General features: G+C 63.8%; 26 protein-coding genes and 1 tRNA gene. 22 read left to right on the top strand and 5 right to left on the bottom strand.

Going from position 1 to position 24713, the window contains the following annotated elements; all coding sequences use genetic code 11:
* Nucleotides 1-24 precede the first annotated feature (24 nt).
* Entirely contained in the window at nucleotides 25-603 is a 579-nt protein-coding gene (locus ACU8YE_RS13330) for a DJ-1/PfpI family protein (protein ID WP_446928915.1), read from the top strand.
* 41 nt (nucleotides 604-644) lie between these two features.
* Nucleotides 645-1049, top strand: a complete 405-nt coding sequence (locus tag ACU8YE_RS13325) for a ribbon-helix-helix domain-containing protein (RefSeq protein ID WP_232041892.1) — start codon at nucleotides 645-647, stop codon at nucleotides 1047-1049.
* A 9-nt stretch (nucleotides 1050-1058) separates the two neighbouring features.
* Here the strand turns inward: ACU8YE_RS13325 and ACU8YE_RS13320 are convergent, their stop codons facing one another.
* Nucleotides 1059-3038: a cation:proton antiporter domain-containing protein gene (locus tag ACU8YE_RS13320; RefSeq protein ID WP_446928914.1), complete on the bottom strand. Its 1980-nt coding sequence runs from the start codon at nucleotides 3036-3038 to the stop codon at nucleotides 1059-1061.
* Between the two features lie 311 nt (nucleotides 3039-3349).
* Between ACU8YE_RS13320 and ACU8YE_RS13315 the strand changes: the two genes are divergently transcribed.
* The 12 genes from ACU8YE_RS13315 (at nucleotide 3350) to ACU8YE_RS13260 (ending at nucleotide 13185) form a co-directional block, all read left to right on the top strand.
* On the top strand, nucleotides 3350-4333 hold the full coding sequence (locus ACU8YE_RS13315) for a KpsF/GutQ family sugar-phosphate isomerase (protein WP_446928913.1): 984 nt from the start codon (nucleotides 3350-3352) through the stop codon (nucleotides 4331-4333).
* 16 nt (nucleotides 4334-4349) lie between these two features.
* Nucleotides 4350-4946, top strand: coding sequence for a KdsC family phosphatase (locus ACU8YE_RS13310; RefSeq protein ID WP_316868272.1), 597 nt, complete (start codon nucleotides 4350-4352; stop codon nucleotides 4944-4946).
* Between the two features lie 4 nt (nucleotides 4947-4950).
* Nucleotides 4951-5583, top strand: coding sequence for an LPS export ABC transporter periplasmic protein LptC (gene lptC / locus ACU8YE_RS13305; RefSeq protein WP_045202514.1), 633 nt, complete (start codon nucleotides 4951-4953; stop codon nucleotides 5581-5583).
* Between the two features lie 59 nt (nucleotides 5584-5642).
* The gene (gene lptA / locus ACU8YE_RS13300; protein ID WP_260803112.1) at nucleotides 5643-6233 is read left to right on the top strand and encodes a lipopolysaccharide transport periplasmic protein LptA; all 591 of its coding nucleotides are present in this window, start codon (nucleotides 5643-5645) and stop codon (nucleotides 6231-6233) included.
* Nucleotides 6234-6263: 30 nt separating this feature from the next.
* Entirely contained in the window at nucleotides 6264-7052 is a 789-nt protein-coding gene (gene lptB, locus ACU8YE_RS13295; protein ID WP_004633384.1) for an LPS export ABC transporter ATP-binding protein, read from the top strand.
* 96 nt (nucleotides 7053-7148) lie between these two features.
* On the top strand, nucleotides 7149-8657 hold the full coding sequence (locus tag ACU8YE_RS13290) for an RNA polymerase factor sigma-54 (protein ID WP_446928912.1): 1509 nt from the start codon (nucleotides 7149-7151) through the stop codon (nucleotides 8655-8657).
* 50 nt (nucleotides 8658-8707) lie between these two features.
* Complete coding sequence (gene hpf / locus ACU8YE_RS13285) at nucleotides 8708-9061, top strand: ribosome hibernation-promoting factor, HPF/YfiA family (RefSeq protein WP_004633388.1); 354 nt, start codon at nucleotides 8708-8710, stop codon at nucleotides 9059-9061.
* A gap of 347 nt (nucleotides 9062-9408) precedes the next feature.
* Nucleotides 9409-9864: a PTS IIA-like nitrogen regulatory protein PtsN gene (gene ptsN / locus ACU8YE_RS13280; protein ID WP_012761097.1), complete on the top strand. Its 456-nt coding sequence runs from the start codon at nucleotides 9409-9411 to the stop codon at nucleotides 9862-9864.
* A 73-nt stretch (nucleotides 9865-9937) separates the two neighbouring features.
* The gene (gene hprK, locus ACU8YE_RS13275) at nucleotides 9938-10912 is read left to right on the top strand and encodes an HPr(Ser) kinase/phosphatase (RefSeq protein ID WP_004633393.1); all 975 of its coding nucleotides are present in this window, start codon (nucleotides 9938-9940) and stop codon (nucleotides 10910-10912) included.
* A gap of 186 nt (nucleotides 10913-11098) precedes the next feature.
* Nucleotides 11099-11440 carry a PsiF family protein gene (locus ACU8YE_RS13270; protein WP_260803113.1) on the top strand — a complete coding sequence of 114 codons (342 nt, stop codon included), beginning with the start codon at nucleotides 11099-11101 and terminating at the stop codon, nucleotides 11438-11440.
* A gap of 94 nt (nucleotides 11441-11534) precedes the next feature.
* Complete coding sequence (rapZ, locus tag ACU8YE_RS13265; RefSeq protein ID WP_316878495.1) at nucleotides 11535-12428, top strand: RNase adapter RapZ; 894 nt, start codon at nucleotides 11535-11537, stop codon at nucleotides 12426-12428.
* Between the two features lie 103 nt (nucleotides 12429-12531).
* Nucleotides 12532-13185 (top strand): LON peptidase substrate-binding domain-containing protein, encoded by a 654-nt coding sequence (locus ACU8YE_RS13260; RefSeq protein ID WP_232041884.1) that lies wholly within the window; start codon nucleotides 12532-12534, stop codon nucleotides 13183-13185.
* Nucleotides 13186-13215: 30 nt separating this feature from the next.
* Here the strand turns inward: ACU8YE_RS13260 and mutY are convergent, their stop codons facing one another.
* From mutY to mutM, 3 genes are all read right to left on the bottom strand, one after another.
* Nucleotides 13216-14364, bottom strand: a complete 1149-nt coding sequence (gene mutY / locus ACU8YE_RS13255; RefSeq protein ID WP_446928911.1) for an A/G-specific adenine glycosylase — start codon at nucleotides 14362-14364, stop codon at nucleotides 13216-13218.
* Nucleotides 14365-14467: 103 nt separating this feature from the next.
* The gene (locus ACU8YE_RS13250; protein WP_232041882.1) at nucleotides 14468-16411 is read right to left on the bottom strand and encodes a dynamin-like GTPase family protein; all 1944 of its coding nucleotides are present in this window, start codon (nucleotides 16409-16411) and stop codon (nucleotides 14468-14470) included.
* Between the two features lie 289 nt (nucleotides 16412-16700).
* Nucleotides 16701-17576, bottom strand: a complete 876-nt coding sequence (gene mutM, locus ACU8YE_RS13245; protein ID WP_446928910.1) for a bifunctional DNA-formamidopyrimidine glycosylase/DNA-(apurinic or apyrimidinic site) lyase — start codon at nucleotides 17574-17576, stop codon at nucleotides 16701-16703.
* A 101-nt stretch (nucleotides 17577-17677) separates the two neighbouring features.
* Between mutM and ACU8YE_RS13240 the strand changes: the two genes are divergently transcribed.
* The 8 genes from ACU8YE_RS13240 (at nucleotide 17678) to ACU8YE_RS13205 (ending at nucleotide 24504) form a co-directional block, all read left to right on the top strand.
* Entirely contained in the window at nucleotides 17678-19615 is a 1938-nt protein-coding gene (locus tag ACU8YE_RS13240) for a tetratricopeptide repeat protein (protein WP_446928909.1), read from the top strand.
* Nucleotides 19615-20238, top strand: coding sequence for a lipoprotein insertase outer membrane protein LolB (lolB, locus tag ACU8YE_RS13235; RefSeq protein ID WP_446928908.1), 624 nt, complete (start codon nucleotides 19615-19617; stop codon nucleotides 20236-20238). Before ACU8YE_RS13240 ends, lolB begins: the two co-directional genes overlap by 1 nt.
* A 14-nt stretch (nucleotides 20239-20252) precedes the next feature.
* Nucleotides 20253-21122, top strand: a complete 870-nt coding sequence (gene ispE, locus ACU8YE_RS13230; protein ID WP_446928907.1) for a 4-(cytidine 5'-diphospho)-2-C-methyl-D-erythritol kinase — start codon at nucleotides 20253-20255, stop codon at nucleotides 21120-21122.
* 50 nt (nucleotides 21123-21172) lie between these two features.
* Nucleotides 21173-21249, top strand: a tRNA-Gln gene (locus ACU8YE_RS13225).
* A gap of 82 nt (nucleotides 21250-21331) precedes the next feature.
* Nucleotides 21332-22282, top strand: coding sequence for a ribose-phosphate pyrophosphokinase (locus ACU8YE_RS13220; RefSeq protein WP_004633415.1), 951 nt, complete (start codon nucleotides 21332-21334; stop codon nucleotides 22280-22282).
* A gap of 152 nt (nucleotides 22283-22434) precedes the next feature.
* Nucleotides 22435-23061 (top strand): 50S ribosomal protein L25/general stress protein Ctc, encoded by a 627-nt coding sequence (locus ACU8YE_RS13215; RefSeq protein ID WP_232041877.1) that lies wholly within the window; start codon nucleotides 22435-22437, stop codon nucleotides 23059-23061.
* Nucleotides 23062-23229: 168 nt separating this feature from the next.
* Nucleotides 23230-23832 (top strand): aminoacyl-tRNA hydrolase, encoded by a 603-nt coding sequence (gene pth, locus ACU8YE_RS13210; protein ID WP_232041876.1) that lies wholly within the window; start codon nucleotides 23230-23232, stop codon nucleotides 23830-23832.
* A gap of 24 nt (nucleotides 23833-23856) precedes the next feature.
* Nucleotides 23857-24504, top strand: a complete 648-nt coding sequence (locus ACU8YE_RS13205) for a DUF4124 domain-containing protein (RefSeq protein WP_446928906.1) — start codon at nucleotides 23857-23859, stop codon at nucleotides 24502-24504.
* Between the two features lie 102 nt (nucleotides 24505-24606).
* On the opposite strand, the gene ACU8YE_RS13200 is transcribed toward ACU8YE_RS13205, so the two are convergent.
* Nucleotides 24607-24713: IS3 family transposase (locus ACU8YE_RS13200; RefSeq protein WP_373407738.1), on the bottom strand; the 107-nt coding region annotated here is incomplete at its 5' end.

Below are 24713 nucleotides of genomic sequence, written 5' to 3'. Positions count from 1 at the left end.
CCCAACCATACAGGAGACACGGCAATGGCAAAGAAAATTCTGATGCTGGTCGGCGACTATGTGGAGGACTACGAGGTCATGGTCCCCTTCCAAGCGCTGCAGATGGTCGGCCACACGGTGCACGCCGTCTGCCCGGACAAGCGCGCTGGCGATTCCGTCGCGACCGCCGTTCACGATTTCGAAGGCGCGCAGACGTACTCCGAAAAACCCGGCCATCGGTTCACGGTCAACGCCACCTTCGCCGACGTCGACCCGGCAACGTATGACGCACTTGTCGTGCCCGGCGGCCGCGCGCCCGAATACCTGCGGCTGAACGCCCGCGTGCTCGACGTCGTGCGGCACTTCGCCCAGGCGGACAAGCCCATCGCGGCCATCTGCCACGGTGCGCAGCTGCTGTCGGCGGCGGGTGTGCTGGAAGGCAAGGCGTGCTCGGCGTATCCGGCATGTGGCCCGGAAGTCACGGCGGCGGGCGGCACCTTCAAGGACATCCCCGTCGACCAGGCCCACACCGACGGCAAGCTGGTCACGGCGCCCGCCTGGCCGGCACATCCGGCGTGGTTGGCACAGTTTCTTGAAGTCCTGGGCACGCGGGTTCTACACTGATCCGGTTGCCCGCACGCCGGGCGCCCCAGGAGCCCCCGGCCATGTGCGAAATCTTCATCCGCGCCAATCCCCATTCGTATGACAGCCTCGCGCGTTCGCTACGCCTGCACGGCGTGGCGACCAGCGTGCGGCTGGAGTGCCTGTTCTGGGAGGTGCTCGAAGAGATCGGCCAGCGCGACGGCCTGACGGTCAACCAGCTCATCAGCAAGCTCTATGACGAGTTGTTCGAGCGTCGCGGCGAGGTGGCGAACTTCGCGTCATTCCTGCGCGTCTGCTGCCTGCGCTATCTGATGCTGAAGCAGGAGGGGCGCATTCCGGCCGATACGCGGGTGTCGATCAGTTCGCTCGATGCCGCGGCGGTGCTGGACGGCCTGCCGGCCAACATGGCGGATGCCCCGCCGCCCCGCCGCTCGCGCGGGCCGCTGCTGGAAGCGTTCATCAAGTAAGCGCTGGCATCAACGCGGCGAGAGCCGCTCCTCGGCCATCTGCAGCCCCTCGGGTGTGCCGCGCAGCACAACGATATCGCCCAGCTCCAGCACCGTGTCTGGATCGGGATCGAGTGCGCGAATGCCTTGGCGCCGGATCGCCGTGACCGACGTCTTGAACGTCTCCAGCCCCATCGTGCCAAGCTTATGGCCGATGGCCGGCGAGCCCTTTGCCAGCGGCACAGAATGCAGGCGCACGGCGTCGCGCTCGAGCATGTCTTCCTCGTCATCCTGGCCATGGAAGTAGCCGCGCAGCAAGCTGTAACGTGCATCACGCATCTCCTGCGCACGCCGCACCACGCGGCGCAGCGGCACGCCCAGCAGCACCAGCGCGTGTGAGGCCAGCATCAGGCTCCCTTCGATGATTTCGGGCACGACCTCGGTGGCGCCAGCCTGCTGCAGCCGATCCAGGTCGGCATCGTCGATGGTGCGTACGATCACGGGCAGGGTCGGCTCCAGCGCCTGCACGTGGTGCAGCACCTTCAATGCGGACGCCGTATCGGCATACGTAACGGCGACGGCCGCTGCGCGGTGGATACCGGCGGCCACCAGTGACTCGCGCCGGGCGGCATCGCCGTAGACGACATGCTCGCCCGCGGCTGCGGCTTCGCGCACCCGGTCGGGGTCCAGATCGAGCGCGACATAGCCGATGCCCTCCTGCTCCACCATGTGCGCCAGGTTCTGGCCGCTGCGTCCGTAGCCGCAGATGATGACGTGCCGCTCCGTGGCGATGCTCTGCGCGGCAATCTTGGTCATCGCCAGCGATTGCATCAGCCAGTCCGTGCGCGACAGCCGCATGGCGATCACGTCGCTGTACTGGATCAGGAACGGCGCCAGCAGCATCGACAGCAGCATCGCCGCCAGGATCGCCTGGCCGAGCAGTGGGTCGATCAGTCTCATGCCGTCGATCTGGTTGAGCAGCACGAAGCCGAACTCACCGGCCTGCGCCAGCCCCAGCGCCGTACGGATCGCCGCGCCGCCACCCGAACCGAAGGCACGTGCCAGCAGCGCAATCAGCACAAACTTGAACAGTACCGGCGCCATCACTAGGCCCAGCACCAGCGCCCAGTGCTCGAAGACCACGCGCGGGTCCAGCAGCATGCCGACCGTCACGAAGAAGAGCCCCAGCAGCACATCCCGGAACGGCTTGATGTCTTCTTCCACCTGCAGCTTGTACGGCGTTTCCGACACCAGCATGCCGGCCAGGAACGCGCCCAGCGCCATCGACAAGCCCAGCCGCTCGGTCAGCGCGGCCATGCCCAGCGTGACCAGCAGCAGGTTCAGCATGAACAGCTCCTGCGAGCGCCGCGCCGCCACCAGATGGAACCAGCGCGACAGCAGCTTCTGTCCCAGAAACAGGATCAGCACCAGCGCGACGGTGATCTTGAGCGCGGCAATGGACAGCGGGAGCACGAGGTCGGTCGGGTTCTTGCCCAATGACGGCACCACGATCAGCAGCAGCACGACCGCCAGATCCTGGAACAGCAATACGCTGATGATGTTGCGGCCGTGCTCGGTCTCGAGCTGCAGACGCTCGGCCAGCATTTTTGAGACGATGGCCGTGGACGACATGGCCAACGCGCCGCCCAGCGCCAGTCCTGCCTGCCACGACAGCGGATACCAGTGGGACAGCACCATCGAAACCGGAATCGTGAGCAGGATGGTCAGCCCCACCTGCGACGCCCCGAGCCCCAGCACCAGCCGCCGCATCGAACGCAGCTTGGAGAGGTTGAACTCCAGCCCGATCGAGAACATCAGGAAGACAACCCCGAATTCCGCCAGGTAGCGCGTCTGCGCCGTATCGGATTCCAGCCCGGTCGCCTTCGGCCCGATGAGGACGCCCACCACGAGGTACGCCAGCATCGGCGGCAATTGCAGCATCCGGAACAACACCACGCCGATCACGGCGGCGGCCAGCAACACGAGGGTGAGTTCCAGCGGCGAATGCATGCGACGCGAAAAACCAATCGAAAGGAGTTGGACAGGAGGGCCAGCGCCCGCGCATCAGGACGGTGCGTGCGCAAGCGAGCACGTAGGCGTTGCAAGACCGATGCCAGGATATAAACGAAGAACGTGCTACGCGAGACGCCGCAGAGCAAAAAATGACGGCGTGGCGACGGGCAGAAAAGTGATTTGCAAGCTGAATGCCGCGGCGCAGCAAAACGAAGCGCCCGCACGCTCCGCCAACCTCCCCGCAAGCCAAGTCCCAACGCGCCGCCAGCGGCCGAGGACAATGTCAATCGTTGTTATACTTCGCCGCCATGATAGCGAATTTCAATCCGGATCGAGCGCTTGCGCTGGCGCAGCAAACCTTCGACATCGAAGCGCAAGCCGTCCTCGGTCTCAAAACCCAGGTGTCCGCCGACTTTGCGCGCGCGGTCGAAATGGTGCTCGGCTGCACAGGCCGCGTCGTCGTGTCCGGCATGGGCAAATCGGGCCACGTGGCGCGCAAGATTGCCGCCACGCTGGCCTCCACCGGCACGCCAGCCTTCTTTGTGCACCCGGCCGAAGCCAGCCATGGCGACCTCGGCATGGTCACCCGCGACGACGTTTTCATCGGCTTTTCCAATTCCGGCGAAGTGTCGGAGCTGAACGTCATCCTGCCGCTGGTCAAGCGGCTGGGCGCCAAGCTGATTGCCGTCACGGGGAACCCGGAGTCCTCGCTCGGCAAACACGCCGACGTGGTGCTCAACTCCCACGTCGATGTAGAAGCCTGCCCGCTGAATCTTGCCCCCACCGCCAGCACCACCGCGCAGATTGCGCTGGGCGATGCGCTGGCCGTGGCCGTGCTGGACGCACGCGGCTTCGGTGCCGAAGACTTCGCACGCTCGCATCCGGGCGGATCGCTCGGCCGCAAGCTGCTGACGCACGTGCGTGACGTCATGCGCGCCGGCGACGCCATCCCGCGCGTGAACAAAGACACGCCGCTGTCGCAGGCGCTCATGGAAATCACCCGCAAGGGCATGGCGATGACCGCCGTGGTCGATGCGCAAGGCCGCGCCGTGGGCGTGTTCACCGACGGCGACCTGCGCCGCCTGCTCGAAACTCCGCGCGACTGGCGCACCGTGCCTATCCACGAGGTCATGCACAGCAACCCGCGCTCGGTCGGCCCCGACCAGCTCGCCGTTGAAGCCGTCGAAGTCATGGAAACGCACCGTATCAACCAGTTGCTGGTGGTCGATGCCGCCGGCCTGCTGGTCGGCGCGCTGCACATCCACGACCTGACGCGGGCCAAGGTCATCTGACCCGCCCACGCCGCTGATGACCACCCCGGCCCCGTTTCCCACCGACAGCGTCCACAGCAACATCGACGCACGCTTTCCGCAGGCGATGGAACGCGCCGCGCGCGTGCGTCTGATGGTGTTCGATGTGGATGGCGTGCTGACCGACGGCCGCCTGCTGGTCGGTCCTGAGGGTGAAATCAGCAAGGCGTTCGACACGCTGGACGGCCACGGCATCAAGCTGCTGGCACAGGCCGGCGTCATGCCGGCCATCATCAGCGGACGGCAATCCGAGATCGTGGCCTGGCGCGCCGGGGAACTCGGCATCGAACATCTGTACCAAGGCGTAGCCGACAAGCGCGAGGCATTTGCCCACCTGTTGGCCGCCACGCAACTTCAGGCCACCGACGCCGGCTACATGGGCGACGACTGGCCCGACCTGCCGGTGATGACGATGGTGGGCTTTACCGCCTGCCCCGCCCAGGCCCATGCCGAACTGCGCAGCCGCGCCCACTATGTGGCCCAGGCCACGGGCGGACGCGGCGCAGTGCGCGAAGTCGCCGACCTGATCCTCAAGGCCCAAGGCGCCTACGACGCCCTGCTTGCGCAACTGCTGCAGGCCCCGCAATCCTTCTGACTCCATGGCCAGCGAACGCTCCCAACGCCTCGTCTCCACCGTGCTGCAGGTCATGCTGCGCGGGCTGCCGATCCTCCTGATGGCAATCGTCTGCGGCGTCACGTTCCTGCTTGTGCAGGTCAACACCCCGCAAACGGACGAAGCCGCCACCCAGCCCAAGCGCCACATCGCCGACTACACCATGGACGGCATCTCGGCCACCGCGCTGGACGAGACCGGCACGACCAAATACCGCTTCACCGGCGTCCACATGAACCACTATGAGGACGACCTGACCTACGACGTCACGTATCCCGCACTGCGCGTGTACGCGCCCGACCGCCCGCAGGTCACTGCCCGCGCAGACCTCGGCAAGATGAACGGCGACGGCACCATCATCGATCTGTACAACAATGCCAAGGTCATCCGCGCGCAGGGCCCCGACGCCCGCCAGGACCCGCTGATGACGGCCGATTCGACGTACTTCCAGGTGCTGCTCAACGACGACATCGTGCGCACCGACAAGCCGGTCGAGTTGCACCGGGGGCCGTCGATCATGAACGCCAACGGCCTCACCTTCAACAACGTGACGCGCCAAGTACAATTGCTGGGCAACGTGCGCGGCCGAATCGAAGGGCTGGGGGCGCCGAAGCAGTAAACTCTGCCCCCGACACCTGACAACGCCCACCGACCGCGCCCTTCTCCGACGTGATCCCCATGACTGATTCCCTCCGTGCTGCCGGCCTCGCCATCGTCGCTGCGCTGCTGCTACCGGCCCTGCCCGCACACGCCGAGCGTGCCGACCGCGACAAGCCGCTCGTGCTCGAAGCCGACAACGCCAGCTACGACGATCTGAAGCAGGTCTATCACTTGACCGGCAACGTAGTGCTGACCAAGGGCACCATGGTGCTGCGCTCCGACGAGGCCGATCTGCGAACCGATCCGGAGGGCTACAACTACGCCGTCGCCACATCCAAGCCCGGCAACCTGGCCTTCATTCGCCAGAAGCGGGACAACGTCGACGAATACATCCAGGGTTGGGGCGAGCGCATCGAATACGACGGCAAGCAAGAGATTTCCAAGCTGATCACCCGGGCGCGCATGGAGCGCCTGCAAGGCGCTACGCAGCTCGACGAAATCCGCGGCGCCGTGATCACATACGACGGCCAGAAGGAGTTCTACACGGCCTCGGGCGGCGCGGAAAACGCCACCTCCGCCAATCCGTCGGGCCGCGTGCGCGCCGTTCTAGCACCGCGCACGAGCACGCCTGGCACACCGGCGGCATCCAGCCCGGCCGCCAAGCCCTGATCCGCACCGCCAGTCTTTTTTGTTCTGCTTATGTCTGCCACCACCCTCGCCCCCAAAACTGCAGCGCCGCAGGCCACGACTTCCAGCACGCTGGTCGTCCGCCATCTGAAGAAGCGCTACGGCACGCGCACCGTGGTCAAGGACGTGTCGCTTGACGTGAAAAGTGGCGAGGTGGTCGGCCTGCTGGGCCCCAACGGTGCAGGTAAGACGACCTCGTTCTACATGATCGTCGGCCTGGTGGCGCTCGACGCCGGCGACATCGTGCTCGACGGCGAACACATCAGCCGCCTGCCGATCCACCAGCGTGCGCGCATGGGCCTGTCGTATTTGCCGCAGGAAGCGTCGGTGTTCCGCAAGCTCAACGTGCAGGAAAACATCCGCGCGGTGCTCGAGCTGCAGGAGCAGAACGGCAAGAAGCTCTCGCAAGACGAAGTCAACCGCCGCCTCGACGGCCTGCTCGACGACTTGCAGATCGCTCACCTGCGCGACAACCCCGCGCTGTCGCTTTCGGGCGGTGAGCGCCGCCGCGTGGAAATTGCGCGCGCTCTGGCCTCGTCGCCGCGTTTCATCCTGCTCGATGAACCGTTTGCCGGCGTCGACCCGATCGCGGTGGGCGAGATTCAACGCATCGTCAGCTTCCTGAAAGACCGCAATATCGGCGTGCTGATCACCGATCACAACGTGCGCGAAACGCTGGGCATCTGCGATCACGCCTACATCATCAGCGAAGGGACCGTGCTGGCTGCAGGCATGCCGGAACAGATCATCGAAAACGAGGATGTACGCAAGGTCTATCTGGGCGATAACTTCCGGATGTAAGCCACGCTGCACGCTTACGCCTTAAGGACGTGGCAAAGCCGCACCTTAAAGCAAAATCCGTTCCATCGACCGAGAGTTGGGCATAGAATAGCCCGCATGAAACAGTCGCTCCAGCTCCGTCTCTCCCAGCATCTCGCGCTCACGCCGCAGTTGCAGCAATCGATCCGATTGCTGCAGTTGTCGACCATCGAACTGCAGCAGGAAGTTGAGCAGGCCCTGACTGAAAACCCGCTGCTGGAGCGGGAAAACGAGTGGCTCGACACCTCCACACGCATCGGCGCGGACGGCTCCGTGAACGCGTTGCAAAGCAACAGTGCCACGCCCCTGCCCACCGAGTCTCCTCCGCCCGCACCCAACGGTGGCGACAGCAGCGACACCCCCGACAGCTACGAAAACAGTCACGACAACGGCGCTGATTTCGACAGCGATTACGGTTCCGACCGCTCCGACTGGAGCCTTGACGACTTCGCCCGCAAACCGCAATCCGACGAAGACGACCGCGCCCCGCTGCAATTGCGCGAGGCCGAACAAAGCCTGCGCGAATTCCTCATGGAACAGCTCGCACCGCTCAAGCTGTCGATGCGCGACAAGGGCCTCGTCATTTTCCTGATTGAGTCGCTCGACGACGAAGGCTATCTGGCAGGCACACTCGACGAAATCCTCGCGGATCTGCCCGCCGAACTCGAAGTCGAACTCGACGAACTGCAAGCCGCGCTACGCATGCTGCAGAGTTTTGATCCGCCTGGCATTGGCGCACGCTCAGCCGCCGAGTGCCTGTCACTGCAATTGCACCGGCTCGATTCGCCCGCGAAGGCGCTGGCGCTCATCATCGTCAATCAGCATCTCGAACTACTGGCTGCGCGTGACTACACGCGCCTGAAGAAGGCACTGTCTGTCGACGAACCCGCACTGAAAGCAGCGCATGAGCTGATCCGTTCACTGGCACCGTTCCCGGGTCATGCGTTCGGTCGCGCCGAGGCGGATTTCGTGGTGCCTGACGTGATCGTGCGCAAGACGAGCGCAGGCTGGATGGCGCAACTGAATCCCGATGTGATGCCGCGCCTGCGCATCAACGACATGTACGCGCAGATCCTGCGCAGCAGCCGCGGTGAATCGGGCGCCGCCAATCTACAGCAGAAGCTGCAGGAAGCACGCTGGCTGATCAAGAACATCCAGCAGCGCTTCGATACGATCCTGCGTGTCTCGCAAGCCATTGTCGAGCGTCAAAAGAGCTTCTTCACGCACGGCGAAATCGCCATGCGCCCCTTGGTTTTGCGGGAAATAGCCGATACACTGGGTCTACACGAGTCCACGATCTCCCGTGTGACAACCAACAAATACATGGCGACCCCGATGGGGACGTTCGAGTTGAAGTATTTCTTCGGCAGCCATGTATCGACGGAAACCGGCGGGGCTGCGTCATCCACCGCGATACGCGCGCTCATCAAGCAACTTGTAGGAGCCGAAGACCCGAAGAATCCTCTGTCCGATAGCAGAATTGCCGAGCTGTTAGGCGAACAAGGATTCGTGGTGGCCCGTCGGACGGTGGCCAAATACCGCGAAGCCCTCAAGATCCCTGCAGTGAATTTGCGCAAGTCTTTATAGCCGCATCGCGGGCAGTTCCGGTGCGGCTCATCTTGAGAAGGAGAACCGCTATGAACTTCAAACTCAGTGGACACCACCTGGACATCACGCCCGCTTTGCGTGAGTACGTGGAAACGAAACTGGAGCGTGTGATCAGGCACTTCGATCAGGTGATTGGCGTCAGCGTGTTGCTATCGGTCGATAACCACAAGGAGAAGGATCGGCGTCAGTACGCGGAAATCAACTTGCACCTCAAGGGTAAGGACGTCTTCGTCGAATCACACCATGAAGATCTTTATGCGGCCATCGACCTACTCGTCGATAAACTGGACAGGCAAGTGATCAAGTACAAGGACCGCGTGCAGGGGCACGATCGTGACAGCATGAAGCACCAAGCCTTCCAGGCCGTGCAGATGCAGCAATAGCAGGACGGCACCGCAAAAACCGCGCCCCGAGTTGGCGCGGTTTTTTTATGCCGTGGTGCATTCGTGACGAATCCGATTGCAACGGATTTAAGTCGGGCTAAAATCTGACGAAAGTATGAATGCTGGCGTGGCGCGGTTTTTGGCGCGATGCTGGCAAAAACAGGGTCGATGCCGCGCGCAGATTGCCGGCACCGACTGATCGCAGCCCCTGGGGGATTCGCTTCTCTGCCCTGCGCGGTGCACCACTGGTGCGCCGCACAAAGCCGCGCGGCACGTGGTCTATAATGACCCCATTGTCCGCGCGCCATCTTGGTGCAGAAGGACGCCGCTCATTTCACGCATTGCACATGAATCGCTTGGCCAAACTGCTGCCGCCCGGGAACATTGCCCTCGACGTCAGCGTAACCAGCAAAAAGCGGGTATTTGAACAGGCCGGCCTGCTGTTCGAGAACAACCACGGCGTGACGCGCGCAGTCGTCACAGACAACCTGTTTGCGCGCGAGTCGCTTGGATCCACGGGCCTGGGGGCCGGCGTGGCCATTCCGCATGGCCGTATCAAAGGGCTCAAGCAACCGCTGGCTGCATTCATGCGCCTGTCCGAGCCGGTGCCTTTTGAGTCACCGGACGGCAAACCCGTCTCGTTGCTGATCTTTTTGCTGGTGCCCGAACAGGCGACCCAGCAACATCTGGAAATCCTCTCTGAAATCGCCCAACTGCTGTCCGACCGAGACATGCGCGAAGGCCTCGCCACCCTGCCGTCGCCCGAGGCGATTCACCAGCTACTGACCGACTGGCGGCCCTGATCGCAGCGCAATCGGTGGCAAGCGCAACCGATTGCGAACGCGCTATGCCCCGTCGGCACCACTGTGCCCTGCTATGGAACTGACCGGCGTCATCGCCCAATCGATCTTTGACGACAACGCAGCTGATTTGAAGCTGTCGTGGGTCGCCGGCCTGGAGGGCGCGGACCGCGCGTTCGACGTGGATTTCGCCAAGGAAGCGACGTCTGCGGCGGATCTGGTCGGGCACTTGAACCTCATCCACCCGAATCGCATCCAGGTGCTCGGCAAGCCCGAGATCACCTATTACCAGCGCCTGTCGGAAGAAAACCGCAAGCGGCAGATGGGCGAGCTGATCCTGCTGGAACCGCCCTTCCTGGTCGTGGCCGATGGCGTGGATCCGCCGCCCGATCTGGAACTGCGCTGCACGCGCTCTTCCACGCCGCTGTTCACGTCGCCGATTTCGTCTGCCGCGGTCATTGATCATCTGCGTCTGTATCTGTCGCGCATCTCGGCACCGCGCGTGACGATGCACGGGGTGTTTCTCGACATCCTCGGCATGGGCGTGCTGATCATGGGCGACTCCGGCCTGGGCAAAAGCGAATTGGGCCTGGAGCTGATCTCGCGCGGTCATGGTCTGGTGGCCGATGACGCAGTCGATTTCGTGCGCCTCGGGCCGGACTTTATCGAAGGCCGCTGCCCGCCGCTGCTGCAGAATCTGCTGGAAGTGCGCGGTCTGGGTCTGCTCGACATCAAGACGATTTTCGGTGAGACGGCGGTGCGCCGGAAGATGAAGATCAAGCTCATCGTTCAGCTCGTGCGCCGCAACGATGGTGAGTTCGAGCGCCTGCCACTCGATTCGCAGTACCTCGATGTGCTCGGCTTGCCGATCCACATGGTGAAGATCCAGGTGGCAGCCGGCCGCAACTTGGCCGTGCTGGTCGAAGCCGCCGTGCGCAACACGATCCTGCGCCTGCGCGGCATCGATACGTTGCGCGACTTCATGGACCGCCAGCGTGCCGCCATGCAGGCCGAAGCTGCCTCGCACTCGCCTCAGGGTCGCCTGCTTTAACAAAGTCGCCACAAAGTTTCGCCATCGGGCCGGTTTTACCCTAGTTTTTGGTGAGAAACGTCAACCCGTCATGCGGCCTCTCCGTTGTGGGAGGGAATGCGCCGAGCACGCACGCGGCGGCGTTCATCGCGAGCGCGGCGGCCGTCTTCGCCCGCTCTTCTGATGGTACCCAAGGAGAACACGACGATGAAACAACTGATTGCCGCTTGCGCCCTGGCGCTCCCGTTCCTGGCTGGCCAGGCATTCGCCCAAGGTAGCGCACCGGCAGCCGCGCCGGCCGCACCTGCTGCCGCTCCGGCAGCCAAGAATTCGCAGCAAGACAAGATGAAGCAATGCAACATGGACGCCGCCGGCAAGAAGGGCGACGAGCGCAAGGCGTTCATGAAAGGCTGCCTGTCTGACAAGCCGGCTGCGGCCGCCAAGCCGATGACGCAGCAGGAAAAGATGGCAGCCTGCTCCAAGGCCAACAAGGGCAAGAAGGGCGACGAGTACAAGAAAGCCCAAAAAGAGTGCCTCTCGAAGGGCTGAGTATTGCGTTAGCTTCGCTTCAAAAGAGGCGGCCAGATCGGTCGCCTTTTTTACTGGTCGCTGCTTTGCAACACAGGGATGCTATCCTCGCGGCATGCGGATCATTCTCATCACCGGTATGTCGGGTTCAGGGAAATCGGTCGCCCTGAACGTGCTCGAAGACGCAGGTTATTACTGTGTCGACAACCTGCCCGCGCAGTTCATCCCCGAACTGGCGCGCTATCTGGCGGACCAGGGTTATACGCATCTGGGCGTGGCCACTGACATCCGCAGCCGTGAATCGCTACGCAAGGTGCCCGAGACGGTCACCGTGCTGCGCAAGGAACACGACGTGCGCATGCTGTTCCTGACAGCGAGCACGAACGCGCTGGTGCAGCGCTATTCCGAGACGCGCCGCCGGCATCCGCTGTCGATCCGTAACGGCCGCCCCGATACCGCCGCCAACGTGCAAGCGGCCACCAAGGGCCTGGACACCTCGCTTATCGAAGCGATCGAAATGGAGCGCGAGCTGCTGAGCCCGCTTGCTGATCCGGCCCATCGCATCGACACGAGCACGCTGCGCACAAACGCCCTGCGCGCGTACATCAAGGAATTCATCAGCGACGAGCCGCACGACATCACGTTGATGTTCGAATCGTTCGGCTTCAAGCATGGCGTACCGACCGACGCCGATCTCGTCTTCGACGTGCGTTCGCTGCCCAACCCATACTACGACACGCAACTGCGCCCACTCACGGGGCGCGACCAGCCCGTCATCGATTTCCTGCAAAGCCAGCCGATGGTGCTTGCGATGGCAGAGGACATCCGCGCCTACGTGGAAAAGTGGCTGCCGAGTTTCATCGCCGACAACCGCAGCTACCTGACCGTGGCGATCGGCTGCACAGGCGGCCAGCATCGTTCCGTGTACATCGCGGAACGGCTTGCCACGTACTTCCGCGCGCATGGTAATGTGTTGGTCCGCCACCGCGAATTGGCCGTAGACGGCTGAACTGCGCGCCGGACACACTCCGCGCGTCGGTCAGCTTCATTTGGATGCGGCTTGTTGCGCGGCGCCCGCGAAGGTCTTGCCGCCGCCTGCTGAAAGCCCGTCCATGCAAGAAGACATCGCTCTCTCGCCGTTCTCGCCGCTGCCGCCGCTGCCCACCGAGCTGCCGCTCTTTCCGTTGCACACGGTGCTGTTTCCGGGCGGCCTTCTCCCGCTGCGCATTTTCGAAGCCCGCTACATGGACATGGTGCGCACGTGCCTGCGCGACAAGACGCCGTTCGGCGTCTGCCTGATCGAGCGCGGCAATGAAGTCGCCACCATAGACGGCCCGACCGTACCGGTCGACGTTGGCTGCATCGCCCATATCGTCGAATGCGACATGGAGCAGCTCGGCCTGCTAATGATCAAGGTACGCGGGACGCAGCGCTTCAAGGTGCTGACGTTCGAGACCACGCCAAACGGCCTCATGCGCGGCACCGTGGAGCCCATCGGCACCGACGTGGAAGACTGCAAGGGCGAACTGTTCGACGATTGCGTGGGCGCCCTGCGCCGCATCATTACCACACTCGGCTCACGCGAAGACGGCAACGTCCCGATGGCGGAGCCCTACGAATGGACCAGCCCTAGCTGGGTCGCGAACCGGCTGTGCGAACTGCTGCCGGTGCCGCTCAAGGCCAAGCAGAAGCTGATGGAACTGATGGACGCCGGGATGCGCATCGAGATCGTCCATCGCTACATGAAGCAGCATCACATTCTGTGATGCCTTATCAGCCAAGCCCGGCCGAACTGGCTAGATCAGGCTTGGCTGCACCAGCGTCTCCAGCGCCAACTTCACCGGCGCCGGCAATCCCACCGAATTGAGTTGCGCGAGCGGTACCCAGCGCCAGTCCTCGGCGAGCGGAGCGGGCATGGTGACGTCCGCGCGCAGCAGGTGCATATGCAGACGGAAGTGCGTGAAGGTGTGCGTGAGCGCGCCGGCCGTCTCCACGGTCGAGACAGCGCCGTATGCCTGCGCAGCACGACGTACGGCGCCCGCGTCCAACGGATGCGCATCGAGCGCGTCGTCCATCTCGCCCACCAGCGGCAAGGACCACAATCCACCCCAGATGCCGCGTTGCGGACGACGCTGCAACAGCACCGCATCCTCGTGCAGCGCGATGACGAGTGTCGCGGCACGCTCGGGTATCGCCTTGCGCGGGCGCGGCACGGGCAACTCCGTCACGCGATCGGTACTGCGCGCTTCGCATAGCGATTCGAGCGGACAGGCGCGTTCGCCGGTCAAGCATGCCGGCTTGCCGCGCGTGCACACCGTGGCCCCAAGATCCATCAAACCCTGCGTGTACGGTTGAATGCCGTCTGCCGGCGGCAGCACGGCTTCGGCGATACGCCACATGGTGTCTTCGATGCGCTTGTCGCCAGGAAAGCCATCGATGCCGAACACGCGCGCGAAGACGCGCTTGACGTTGCCATCGAGAATGGCGGCACGCACGCCGTATGAGAACGCGGCGATGGCCGCGGCGGTCGAGCGGCCGATGCCCGGCAAGGTCGCCAGCACGTCGGGATCGCGCGGGAAGATGCCGCCGTGCTCCGCCACCACGATCTGCGCGCAGCGATGCAGGTTGCGCGCGCGTGTGTAATAGCCCAGGCCGGCCCAAGCAGCCATGACGTCGTCTGCCGGCGCAGTGGCCAGAGCCTGCACGGTCGGGAAGCGCTCGATGAAACGTGCATAGTAGCCCAGCACCGCGCTCACCTGAGTCTGCTGCAGCATGATCTCTGACAACCACGTGCGATACGCGTCGCCGGTGTTCTGCCATGGCAAGTGGTGGCGACCATGACGCTGCTGCCACGCGATCACGCGCACGGCGAAATCATCGGGAAGCGAAGGTAAAACGGCAGCAGGTTGTGCGGCGCGGCGCGTGCGGCGAGGGGTGGCGGTCATGCGTGTGATGGGGAAGCGGCGAGCAGAAGATGCGCGCTGGCGGCGATCCTACCAGAACAAAAAAGGCGCCCGCAGGCGCCTTCTCCGTAACCGACGGTGCGCGTCAGGCCGCGACCGACTGCCGCTCCAGAATCGTCCCGGCCGCAAGAATGCGATCGGTGTACTGGGCGATCGTGCCGCTGCGCTCATCCAGCGTATTGAGCAGCGCTTCGAGTTCGGTGATGCGCGCTTCCAGCGTATCGGTCGCTTCGTGAATGCGCTCGATCGAATCCACGCGCTTGCGCAGTTGCTTCTGGTGATCGCGCACCTGCGCTTCGAGCGGCGTCATGACCGACTTCAGCCAGATCTCGATATCGCGGTTCATGTCCTGGAAGGTATCCAGCACGCGGCTGGCCACCGTCGAGAACGCGCCGTGCACAAGCTGCGGCTTCGGGCGCGTCAAGAAGCTGAATGCGCCGAAGTGATTGTGCGCAAGCATCAGCGTTTCTTTCAGATCGGCATCGTAGCGCGTACCCAAAAAGCGCAGCGGCGGCGACAGCGTGAAGCCGTGCTCGGCATTGAACTTCTTGTACATGCCATCGACCATCTGGTGCAGTTGGTCGATGCGATTGGCTGCATCGCGCACGAGACCGGTCAGGTGGCCGAACAGCTTGTCCATGTCGTCACGCAGGCCGCGGGAGAACACGCGCTCCTTCATCTTCTCGCGCGCCTCGCGCATGGTCGAGCGGATCTGCTTGAGCTGCACACTCTTGATGATCTCTGCGCTGTGGCGGCCGAACACCGTACGCAGCGCCTGGAACTTGGCGATGCTCTGCTCGAACTCTTCCTTCTCGCCCTGCACGCGCATCAGCATGTGCTTGACCATCGTATGGTTCTTGCCGCGCAGGCCGCGCAGTTCGAACAACTGCTCGACGATGTCGCGGCGGCGCATCTGCAGCAGTTGCTGCGCGCCGGTGGCCATGTCCTTCACCGCCAGTTGAACCTGCTCGGTGACGATCTCGCGACGCTGCGGAATCAACTGATCCGACAGCACCGACTCCAACTCCGGCAGCCGGCTCTTGGCCAGCAGCTCATGGTCATGGCTGACCTTGGCGACCAGGCCCTTCTGTGCCGACACCGGATACACGCGCTCGACATCGATATCGAGCACCTGCGCCGTCGTCATGATCTGGCGGCTGACTTCGCTCTCGACTTCCTCTTCGGACTTGAGCGGATCCCACAGGCCGTCGACCTTGTTGAGCACCGCGATGCAGCCTTTGCGCTGACCACCGCCCACATGCGAGCGCCAAAGTTCCAGGTCACTCTTGGTCACGCCGGCATCCGCCGCCAGCACGAACACGACGACGTGCGCATCCGGAATCAGGCGCAGCGTCAGCTCCGGCTCGGTACCAATGGCGTTCAGGCCCGGCGTATCCAGGATCACCAGCCCCTGCTTGAGCATCGGGTGCGGGAAATTGATGATCGCGTGACGCCACTTCGACACTTCGACCGTACCCGCGGCATCCACCGAGAACGCGGCATCCGGATCCGCGTCGTTATAGAGGCCCAGCTGCTCGGCTTCTTCCTTGGGCACGCGCACGGTTTCCACCACGTGGCGGAACGCTTCGAGCATGCCCTCGGGCGACGACGGATCGAGCGGCACGGACAGCCAGTGGCTGCCCGCATCGCGAAAATCGGCCGTCGATGCATCATGCAGACGCGTCTCGATCGGCAGCAGGCGGATCGACGGCGGATAGCTTTCGTCGTACATCAGCTCGGTCGGACACATCGTGGTCCGGCCCGCCGACGACGGCAAAATGCGGCGGCCAAAATCCGCAAAGAAGATGGCGTTGATCAGCTCGCTCTTGCCGCGCGAGAACTCGGCAATAAAGGCAACCTTCAGTTTGTCGCTGCGCAGGACACCGCGAATGCGCTGCGCGCGCATGTCAGCCTGGGCGTCGTACAGCTCCTGGGCTTGCAGCCAGTCCTGGAATTCCCCCACCGACTGCAGTACCGAAGCGCGCCAGGCGCTGTACTGCTCGAACTGTGTGCTCAGTGTGTTGTTCATCGTTCTGTCTTATTGTGTGCGCGACCCGACCGCAAAGAAAAATGCACGCGCCCCTCGACATCGCTGTTCCGCCCAATTACGGCACAGAAATGCACAAATTTAGGTGGAACGATACAGCGAACCGCCAGCTTCCGGGCGAACTTTCCGCAAGGTTCTCCAGCCCGGGCAGACAAGTGTTGCGGGATGCCATCGGCGGCCGGACACCCCACTTCAAAAACCTTGCGAAATGGCAGTCGGATCGCTCCAGCGCCACGTTTTCAGGCGGCTTTCGATGCCCTTGGCAGACCGATCAGCGCTGACAGGTCGGGCAATAGAACGTGGAGCGCTGCCCCTGGACAATCTGGCGGATCGGCGTGCCGCACACGCGGCACGGCAGACCGGCGCGGTCGTAGACGAAGGCTTCGAGTTGGAAGTAGCCGCTCTGTCCGTCTGACCCGACAAAATCCCGCAGCGTGCTGCCGCCCCGTGCGATGGCATCGGCCAGCGTGACGCGAATGGCCTCGGCCAGCGCCGCATAGCGCGGCCGGCTGATGCGGCCCGCCGCCGTGGTCGGCCGGATACCGGCGCGGAACAAGCTCTCCGAACAATAGATATTGCCCACGCCGACCACGATGTCGCCTGCCAACAGCGCCGACTTGATGGCAACCCGGCGCCCGCGCGTGCGGGCAAACATCCAGTCGCCGTCGAATCGCGCATCGAACGGCTCAATGCCCAGATTGCGCAGCAGCGGATGTTCAGCCAAGCCGGCTTCGTCCCCGGCGTGCCAGAGCACGGCACCAAAGCGGCGCGGGTCTCGATAGCGCAGTGTGATGGGTACGCCAGTTGCGTCGGCTAGGTCGATGTCGACGTGATCGTGTGTGCCGGGCGGCACGGGCGCCTCCAGCACGCGCAACGTGCCGGTCATGCCCAGGTGAATCAGCAGCCAGCCACCTGCGGCATCAGCATGGCTTGCGGATTGGCTTACCGCGGGCATGCATTCGATGAGCAGGTATTTACCCCGGCGCAGCAAGCGCGTAACAGTCAGGCCCGCGAGCAATTCCGGCAGCGCAGGATCGATCGGCCAGCGCAAGCCGTGATGGCGCACCACGGCGCGCACGATACGTCGCCCCGTAATATGGGGTAGCAAACCCAGGCGAGTGACCTCGACCTCCGGCAACTCAGGCATCGAACCTCCATCCCATGTGCTGCTCCAACCTTTTTTACGATGCGGGCGATTGTAGCGGTCAGGCTACAATGCCCTGAACCCTTATCCGGAGCTTCGAGACCATGCCTCACGCCCTCTCACGTTCGCCTGCGATGCAACGCCCGCAGCGATTTCCGCGCAGCCGAACGGCCCTCCTGGCCGCGCTGGTGGCGGGAGGGCTGATGAGCCTGCCGGCCTGGTCGTCGCAGTCGGCTGCCGGCGCACCACTCGTTGCCCAAGCGGCGCAGGAAAGCGGCGCAGGCGGCCGCGCAGCCATCCAAATTGAGCGCTCGCGCCCGCGTACTGGTCTGTTGAGTTCGGAGCGCACAGATCTGCCGCGTGTCGCGCTCACTGAAGACATCATGTACCGCGTGCTGGCATCGGAGGTGTCACTGCAGCGCGGGCTGGTCGAACCGGCGTACCGCACCTACCTCGCACTCGCACAGGAGACGCGCGACCCCCGCTTTGCCCAGCGCGCCACGGAAATCGCATTTCTGACACGCTCCCCCGCGCAAGCCCTGACCGCCGCGCGCCTGTGGGTGGAGCTATCACCGACGTCCATGCCGGCACGCCAGGTGCAGCAGCTCCTGCTGGTGGCCACGGGCCAGTGGTCGGAAGTCGAACCGATGCTGCAGGCGCAGTTGAACAAGGTCTCGCCCGGCCAGCGTGCCGATGCCCTGCTGCAATTGCAGCAGCAGATGTCCAAGAGCAGCGATCCGGCGGGTGCCGTAGGCGCGCTGCAGCGTATCGCCTCGCATGACATGCAGCGCCCCGAAACGCATCTGGCCCTGGCACGAGCGAAGGTTGCCGCCAAGGATGTCCCCGGCGCGCTGACGGAATTGGACGCCGCGCTCAAGCTGCGCCCCGGTTATGAAGACGCCGCCATCCTCGCCGCCGAACTGCGTGCCGATGGCGATCCCGATGCCGCCATCGCTGGCCTGCGCAGCTTCCTGAAAGCAGCACCAGCCTCCATCGACGGCCATCTGACGCTCGCCCGCATGTACCTCATGCGCAATCAGCAAGACAAGGCGCGCGCTGAATTCGAAGCGCTCAAGAAGATCGCGCCCAACGATGCGCGAATCACGCTTGCCCTGGGCCTGCTGAACCTGCAACAGCGCCAGTACGACGACGCCGAGCGTTACCTGAAGGAATACGTCGCCGCCACCGCCAAGTCTCCCACGCTGAGCCCCGAACCTGGCTACCAGGGCCTCGCCCAGCTGGCTGAAGAAAAGCGCGACTACGCCGCCGCGCTGGGCTGGGTCGACAAGATCACCGGTTCCGCCAACGGCGACGCCGATGGCCAGACCGCACTGGCAGCGGGCATCAAGCGCGGCCAGCTCCTCGGCAAGCTGCGCCGTATCGACGAGGCACAGCAGACCTTCGACGAGCTCGTCGCCGATTCCGAAGACGTGCCCGACGGCCCGCGCCGCCAGGCCCTGATGGACGGCATCCGCCAGGCAGAAATCGGCATGCTGATGGACGCCAAGGCCTACGGCCGCGCCCGCGCCCGCGTCAACGAGCTGCTCAAGAGCGATCCGGACAACGTCGAATACACGTACCAACTGGCGATGCTCGAAGAGCACGACGGCCACTACGACAACATGGAAACGCTGCTGCGCAAGGTGATTGACCTGCGCCCCGGCCAGGCCATCGGCTACAACGCGCTCGGCTACTCGCTGGCCGATCGCAACGTGCGCCTGCAGGAAGCGCAGGAGCTGCTGGAGAAAGCGGTGTCGCTGGCGCCGGACGATCCCTACATCGCCGACAGCCTCGGCTGGGTCAAATACCGTCGCGGCGATCTGCCCGCCGCCACCGACATCCTGCGCAAGGCGTGGGCTGCCGCCCCGCAAGCCGAAATCGGCGCACACCTGGGCGAAGTGCTGTGGCAATCGGGCAAGCAGGACGACGCGCGCCAGATCTGGACCGAAGCGTCCAAGCTCGACGTGAACGACTCCACGCTGCGCGACACGCTGCGCCGCTTCGGCCAGCCGGTGCCCAATGTTCCCGTGAGTGCAAATTGATGGCGATGCGGTTCACGCGCGCGCTTGGCGCGCTGATGCTTGGCGCTGGCTGCGCGCTGTTCAGCGGCTGCACAACCTTGCGGCCGGCCAACGATCTCTTCGCCGGCGCGCAAGACGCCGATGCCACCATCACGCGCTATCAGGGTCGCTTCTCAGCCCATTACACGCAGAACAATGCCGAGCAAAGCGCCGTCGGCAGCTTCCTCTGGCGTGAGCGCGGACCCGATGTGCAGCTTGAGCTGATGTCGCCACTGGGCCAGACGCTGGCCATCGTCAGCCAGAGCAACCAGGGCGCCACGCTCGAACTGCCGAACCAGCCGCCGCGCCGCGCCCCCGAAGTCGACACGCTGATGCAGGATGCGCTCGGCTTTTCGCTGCCGGTCTCCGGCCTGCGCGACTGGTTGCGCGCCCGCCCCGCTCCCGGTACACCGGCACGCGTGGCGCGTGACGCGCAATCGCGCCCCGAAACCATCGAGCAGAACGGCTGGACCGTCCACTACGTCGCCTGGACTGACGACGGCAATAGTGCCGACGGCGCCAAGGTCAGCATCCGCCGGCTCGATCTTGACCGCCCGCAGGGCACCAATGGCCCGCTCTCGGTGCGGCTCGTGCTCGACCGGTAACGCCTCGCTTCGTCATGTCTTCCGCACCCGTCGAGCTGCGTGATTGCCCAGCGCCCGCCAAGCTCAACCTCTTCCTGCACGTGGTCGGCCGCCGGCCCGATGGCTACCATCTGCTGCAAACCGTCTTCCAGCTGATTGACTGGAGCGACACGCTGCATTTCGCGCGCCGCACCGACGGCCGTCTCGTGCGCATCACCGATATCCCCGGCGTGCCCGCCGATGACGACCTCGTGATCCAGGCCGCGCGCCTGCTGCAAGCGGAAACCGGCTGCACCTACGGCGTCGACATCGCCATCGAGAAACGCCTGCCGATGGGCGGTGGCATTGGCGGTGGCTCGTCTGATGCCGCCACCACGCTGCTTGCGCTCAATCGTCTCTGGGGCCTCGACCTGCCGCGCACACAACTGATGAAGATCGGCCTCAAGCTCGGCGCCGACGTGCCCTTCTTCGTGTTCGGCCAGAACGCCTTCGCCGAGGGAATCGGAGAAGAACTCACGCCTGTCACGCTGCCGCCAGCCGCCTTCGTGGTGATTCACCCACGCGTGCATGTACCCACCCCCGCAATTTTTTCCGATGAAGGGTTGACACGCGATACGCCACTCACCATAATTACGGACTTTCCTGACCAACAAATTGTTTTCGCTTACGGTCGCAACGACCTGCAAGCAGTGGCGGAAAGGAAATACGGCGAAATCGCCCGAGCACTTGTCTGGCTGCGTCAATTCAGCCCTCTGGCAAGAATGACCGGATCCGGTGCCTGCGTGTTTGCTCCGTTCGACAACGTCGAGCATGCGCAAGCGGTAGCGGATCAGGTGCCTTCCGAATGGGAAGGTCGGTGTGCGGCAGGTCTGACGCATCACCCGCTCGAAAGATTTGCTGTGTAAGGTTTGCAGTTATCGCTTCTGCAATGGAGGCGGTAACCGATAGGTTGTGTAGGGGCGTCGCCAAGCTGGTTAAGGCACCGGATTTTGATTCCGGCATGCGTAGGTTCGAATCCTTCCGCCCCTGCCATTTTCTTCCTCATGTTCCCAGCAATAGCCCGGTCGGTGCTTTAACTGACCGGCGCGTCTGAAGTCGAAAAACAGGTGCCCCGATGAGCAGCGAAGGCTTGATGGTTTTTACCGGCAACGCCAACCCGAAACTCGCCGAAGCTGTCGTCAAGCACCTAGGCATTCCCCTAGGCAAGGCCCTCGTCGGCCGATTCTCCGATGGTGAAGTCCAGGTCGAGATCCAGGAGAACGTGCGCGGCAAGCACGTGTTCATCCTGCAATCCACCTGCGCCCCGACCAACGACAATCTGATGGAACTGATGGTGATGGTCGATGCGCTCAAGCGCGCGTCTGCCCGCCGCATCACGGCCGCCATCCCCTACTTCGGCTACGCCCGCCAAGACCGTCGCCCGCGTTCGGCGCGTGTGGCGATCACCGCCAAGGTCGTGGCCAACATGCTGGAAGTCGCAGGCGTCGAGCGCGTGCTGACGATGGACCTCCACGCTGACCAAATCCAAGGCTTCTTCGATATCCCGGTCGACAACATCTACGCGTCGCCGATTCTGCTCGAAGACCTGCGCAAGAAGAACTACGAAGATCTGCTGGTGGTGTCGCCTGACGTCGGCGGCGTGGTGCGCGCACGTGCCCTCGCCAAGCAACTCGGCGTGGATCTGGCGATCATCGACAAGCGTCGCCCGAAGGCCAACGTGGCCGAGGTGATGAACATCATCGGTGAAGTCGACGGCCGCAACTGCGTGATCATGGATGACATGATCGACACCGGCGGCACGCTGTGCAAAGCCGCGCAGGTGCTCAAGGAGCGCGGTGCCAAGCAAGTGTTTTCGTATTGCACGCATCCGGTGCTGTCGGGCGGCGCGGCTGCCCGCATTGCAGACTCGGCGCTCGACGAAGTGGTCGTGACCGACACCATCCCGCTGCGCGAAGACGCCATCAAGTGCGGCAAGATCCGCCAGCTCTCGACGGCACCGCTGCTGGCCGAGACGTTCACCCGCATTGTGCGCGGTGACTCGATCATGTCGCTGTTTGCTGAATAATTCGGCAGCCAGGCGGCTTACTGTTATAATTCAAGGCTTTACTGCAGAAAACGTCGATTAGACGGCACTTCTGCGGTGTCTGCGGGGCGCAATATGGCGCCCCGTTCACCAGACGGCTTGGTCGCGAGTCGTCTTTTTCGTTTGGAGCAATCATGAAAGTTGTCGCTTTCGAGCGTAGCGTTCAGGGCACTGGTGCGAGCCGCCGCCTGCGCAATTCCGGCAAGACCCCGGCCATCATTTACGGTGCTGGCACCGAGCCGAAGCTGATCGAACTCGATCACAACGCGCTGTACCACGCACTGAAGAAGGAAGCCTTCCACTCGTCGATCCTCGACATCGAAGTGGCTGGCAAGGTGGAAAAGGCGCTGCTGCGCGACTTCCAACTGCACCCGTTCAAGCAACTGGTTCTGCACGTCGACTTCCAACGCGTGTCGGCCAAGGAAAAGATCCACGTCAAGGTGCCGCTGCACTTCCTGAACCAGGAAACCGCACCGGGCGTGAAGCTGGGCCACGGCATCGTGAACCACATCCTGAACGACGTTGAAGTGTCGTGCCTGCCGGCCGACCTGCCGGAGTTCATCGAAGTGGATCTGGGTACGCTGGAAATCGGCCAAACCCTGCACATCGCTGACCTGAAGCTGCCGAAGGGCGTGACCATCCTCACCCACGGTGGCGATGAGAACCCGGCTGTTGCCAACATCAGCGTGCCGGCTGGCGAGAAGTCCGCCGCCGCCGAAGAAGGCGCTGCTGCTGCAGGCGAAGACAAGCCGGCAGCCTAAGTTGCCGCACCTCGCACTTCGGTGCGAGCGAAAAAGCCCGCCGAGCTCGTCTCGCCGGGCTTTTTTTCTGCCTGAGCGGGGCGAGCCACACCGCTTTCAGGCTGCGGAAAGCAGCTATGCTTGTAGGATCAAGGGGCGCTTCCTGCACCCCAACCTGATACGAATCGCATGATCAAACTCATCGTCGGGCTCGGCAATCCGGGCGCCGAATATGCGGCGACGCGACACAACGCTGGCTTCTGGCTGGTCGACCAACTCGCGCGCATGGGCAACGTGACGTTGCGCAACGAGACGCGCTTTCACGGCTATGCCGCGCGCGCCAACCTTTGGGGTAACGAGGTGTGGCTTCTGCAGCCGCAAACCTTCATGAACCGTTCGGGCCTGGCCACCGTGGCATTGGCCCGCTTCTACAAGGTCATGCCCGATGAAATCCTGGTCGTGCACGACGAACTGGATCTGCCGCCTGGCGCTGTCAAACTCAAGCTCGGCGGCGGTTCCGGGGGGCATAACGGCCTGAAGGACATTGCCGCACACCTGACCACGCAACAGTTCTGGCGGCTGCGGCTGGGCATCGGCCACCCGCGCAACCTGTTGCCGCCCGGCACGGCACCGTCCGGTCAGCATGATGTCGCCAACTTCGTGCTCAAAGCACCTCGCAAAGAAGAGCAGGACCTCATCGACCGCGCCATCGATCAGAGCCTGGACGCGCTGCCCGAACTGATTGCCGGCAACGCCGAGAAGGCCATGATGCGCCTGCACACCGCGCGCTGATCCGCCGACACCGAGGAGACCGCCATGACACCGTTTGCCAAACTGACCTCACGCGCCGCCGTGCTGGCGGGTCTGGCGCTCGGCCTGGCGGCTAGCCTGCCGGCGCAAGCGCAGGTGTATCGCTGCAGCGAGAACGGCCAGACGACCTATTCCGACCACCCCTGCGGTACGCGCGCCCAGCCCGTGCCGATGATCGACAACACACCCAGCGCCGCCGATCAAAAGGCTGCCCGCGAACGCGCCAGCGCCGAAGCCGCTGAAGTGCAGCAGATGGAAACCGCGCGCCGCAAAGCGCAGGCTGCGGAAGACGCTCGCCAAGCCCAGATGGCCGCGCAGGCGGCCGAACAGGCACGCCGCGAGCAACGGCAGAGAGTGGTGGTTGCGCAGGAAGGCGTTCGATACTGCCATCGCGTCTACGTGGGGCCGTTGCCGTACCCGGTGCCATATCCGCAACCCTATCCGACGCCGATGCCGGTCATTCGCCAACCTCCCGCGCCGGTTGCGGGCGCGCTGCGCCAACCTGGCAATGGCCCGAAGCCGTTCGCGCAAGCACCATTGGCGCCCACACCGATCGTGCCGCGCCCACCGCATCCGCATTACCCGCACTACCGCATCGTCTGCGAACCGGGCTATGCGTACGAAGGACCGGAAGATCTGCTGCCGATCCAATAGACATGCTGCCAACAAAACGGCAGGCACCTATGAAAAGAGACGGCCAAAGCCGTCTCTTTTTTGTGCTCACGCCGCGCGTGGTGGTGAATCGCCCCGACTTTCCTAGACACCCCCGAGCCGTTGGGAATGACGTTGTTCGAACTCTACCGGTGATAGTCCGTTGGCGCTCGAATGGCGCCGTGTTGGGTTGTAGAACATCTCGATGTAGT

It is taken from the genome of Ralstonia sp. VS2407 (assembly GCF_052950655.1).
The sequence above is the reverse complement of the archived record's forward strand: the minus strand, read 5'-3'. Positions and strand labels throughout refer to the sequence as shown.

Bases quoted from the DNA above. Each gene is read 5' to 3' on its own strand.
- ACU8YE_RS13330 (WP_446928915.1), top strand. From the start codon at position 25: ATGGCAAAGAAAATTCTGATGCTGGTCGGCGACTATGTGGAGGACTAC.
- ACU8YE_RS13325 (WP_232041892.1), top strand. From the start codon at position 645: ATGTGCGAAATCTTCATCCGCGCCAATCCCCATTCGTATGACAGCCTC.
- ACU8YE_RS13320 (WP_446928914.1), bottom strand. From the start codon at position 3,038: ATGCATTCGCCGCTGGAACTCACCCTCGTGTTGCTGGCCGCCGCCGTG.
- ACU8YE_RS13315 (WP_446928913.1), top strand. From the start codon at position 3,350: ATGATAGCGAATTTCAATCCGGATCGAGCGCTTGCGCTGGCGCAGCAA.
- ACU8YE_RS13310 (WP_316868272.1), top strand. From the start codon at position 4,350: ATGACCACCCCGGCCCCGTTTCCCACCGACAGCGTCCACAGCAACATC.
- lptC (WP_045202514.1), top strand. From the start codon at position 4,951: ATGGCCAGCGAACGCTCCCAACGCCTCGTCTCCACCGTGCTGCAGGTC.
- lptA (WP_260803112.1), top strand. From the start codon at position 5,643: ATGACTGATTCCCTCCGTGCTGCCGGCCTCGCCATCGTCGCTGCGCTG.
- lptB (WP_004633384.1), top strand. From the start codon at position 6,264: ATGTCTGCCACCACCCTCGCCCCCAAAACTGCAGCGCCGCAGGCCACG.
- ACU8YE_RS13290 (WP_446928912.1), top strand. From the start codon at position 7,149: ATGAAACAGTCGCTCCAGCTCCGTCTCTCCCAGCATCTCGCGCTCACG.
- hpf (WP_004633388.1), top strand. From the start codon at position 8,708: ATGAACTTCAAACTCAGTGGACACCACCTGGACATCACGCCCGCTTTG.
- ptsN (WP_012761097.1), top strand. From the start codon at position 9,409: ATGAATCGCTTGGCCAAACTGCTGCCGCCCGGGAACATTGCCCTCGAC.
- hprK (WP_004633393.1), top strand. From the start codon at position 9,938: ATGGAACTGACCGGCGTCATCGCCCAATCGATCTTTGACGACAACGCA.
- ACU8YE_RS13270 (WP_260803113.1), top strand. From the start codon at position 11,099: ATGAAACAACTGATTGCCGCTTGCGCCCTGGCGCTCCCGTTCCTGGCT.
- rapZ (WP_316878495.1), top strand. From the start codon at position 11,535: ATGCGGATCATTCTCATCACCGGTATGTCGGGTTCAGGGAAATCGGTC.
- ACU8YE_RS13260 (WP_232041884.1), top strand. From the start codon at position 12,532: ATGCAAGAAGACATCGCTCTCTCGCCGTTCTCGCCGCTGCCGCCGCTG.
- mutY (WP_446928911.1), bottom strand. From the start codon at position 14,364: ATGACCGCCACCCCTCGCCGCACGCGCCGCGCCGCACAACCTGCTGCC.
- ACU8YE_RS13250 (WP_232041882.1), bottom strand. From the start codon at position 16,411: ATGAACAACACACTGAGCACACAGTTCGAGCAGTACAGCGCCTGGCGC.
- mutM (WP_446928910.1), bottom strand. From the start codon at position 17,576: ATGCCTGAGTTGCCGGAGGTCGAGGTCACTCGCCTGGGTTTGCTACCC.
- ACU8YE_RS13240 (WP_446928909.1), top strand. From the start codon at position 17,678: ATGCCTCACGCCCTCTCACGTTCGCCTGCGATGCAACGCCCGCAGCGA.
- lolB (WP_446928908.1), top strand. From the start codon at position 19,615: ATGGCGATGCGGTTCACGCGCGCGCTTGGCGCGCTGATGCTTGGCGCT.
- ispE (WP_446928907.1), top strand. From the start codon at position 20,253: ATGTCTTCCGCACCCGTCGAGCTGCGTGATTGCCCAGCGCCCGCCAAG.
- ACU8YE_RS13220 (WP_004633415.1), top strand. From the start codon at position 21,332: ATGAGCAGCGAAGGCTTGATGGTTTTTACCGGCAACGCCAACCCGAAA.
- ACU8YE_RS13215 (WP_232041877.1), top strand. From the start codon at position 22,435: ATGAAAGTTGTCGCTTTCGAGCGTAGCGTTCAGGGCACTGGTGCGAGC.
- pth (WP_232041876.1), top strand. From the start codon at position 23,230: ATGATCAAACTCATCGTCGGGCTCGGCAATCCGGGCGCCGAATATGCG.
- ACU8YE_RS13205 (WP_446928906.1), top strand. From the start codon at position 23,857: ATGACACCGTTTGCCAAACTGACCTCACGCGCCGCCGTGCTGGCGGGT.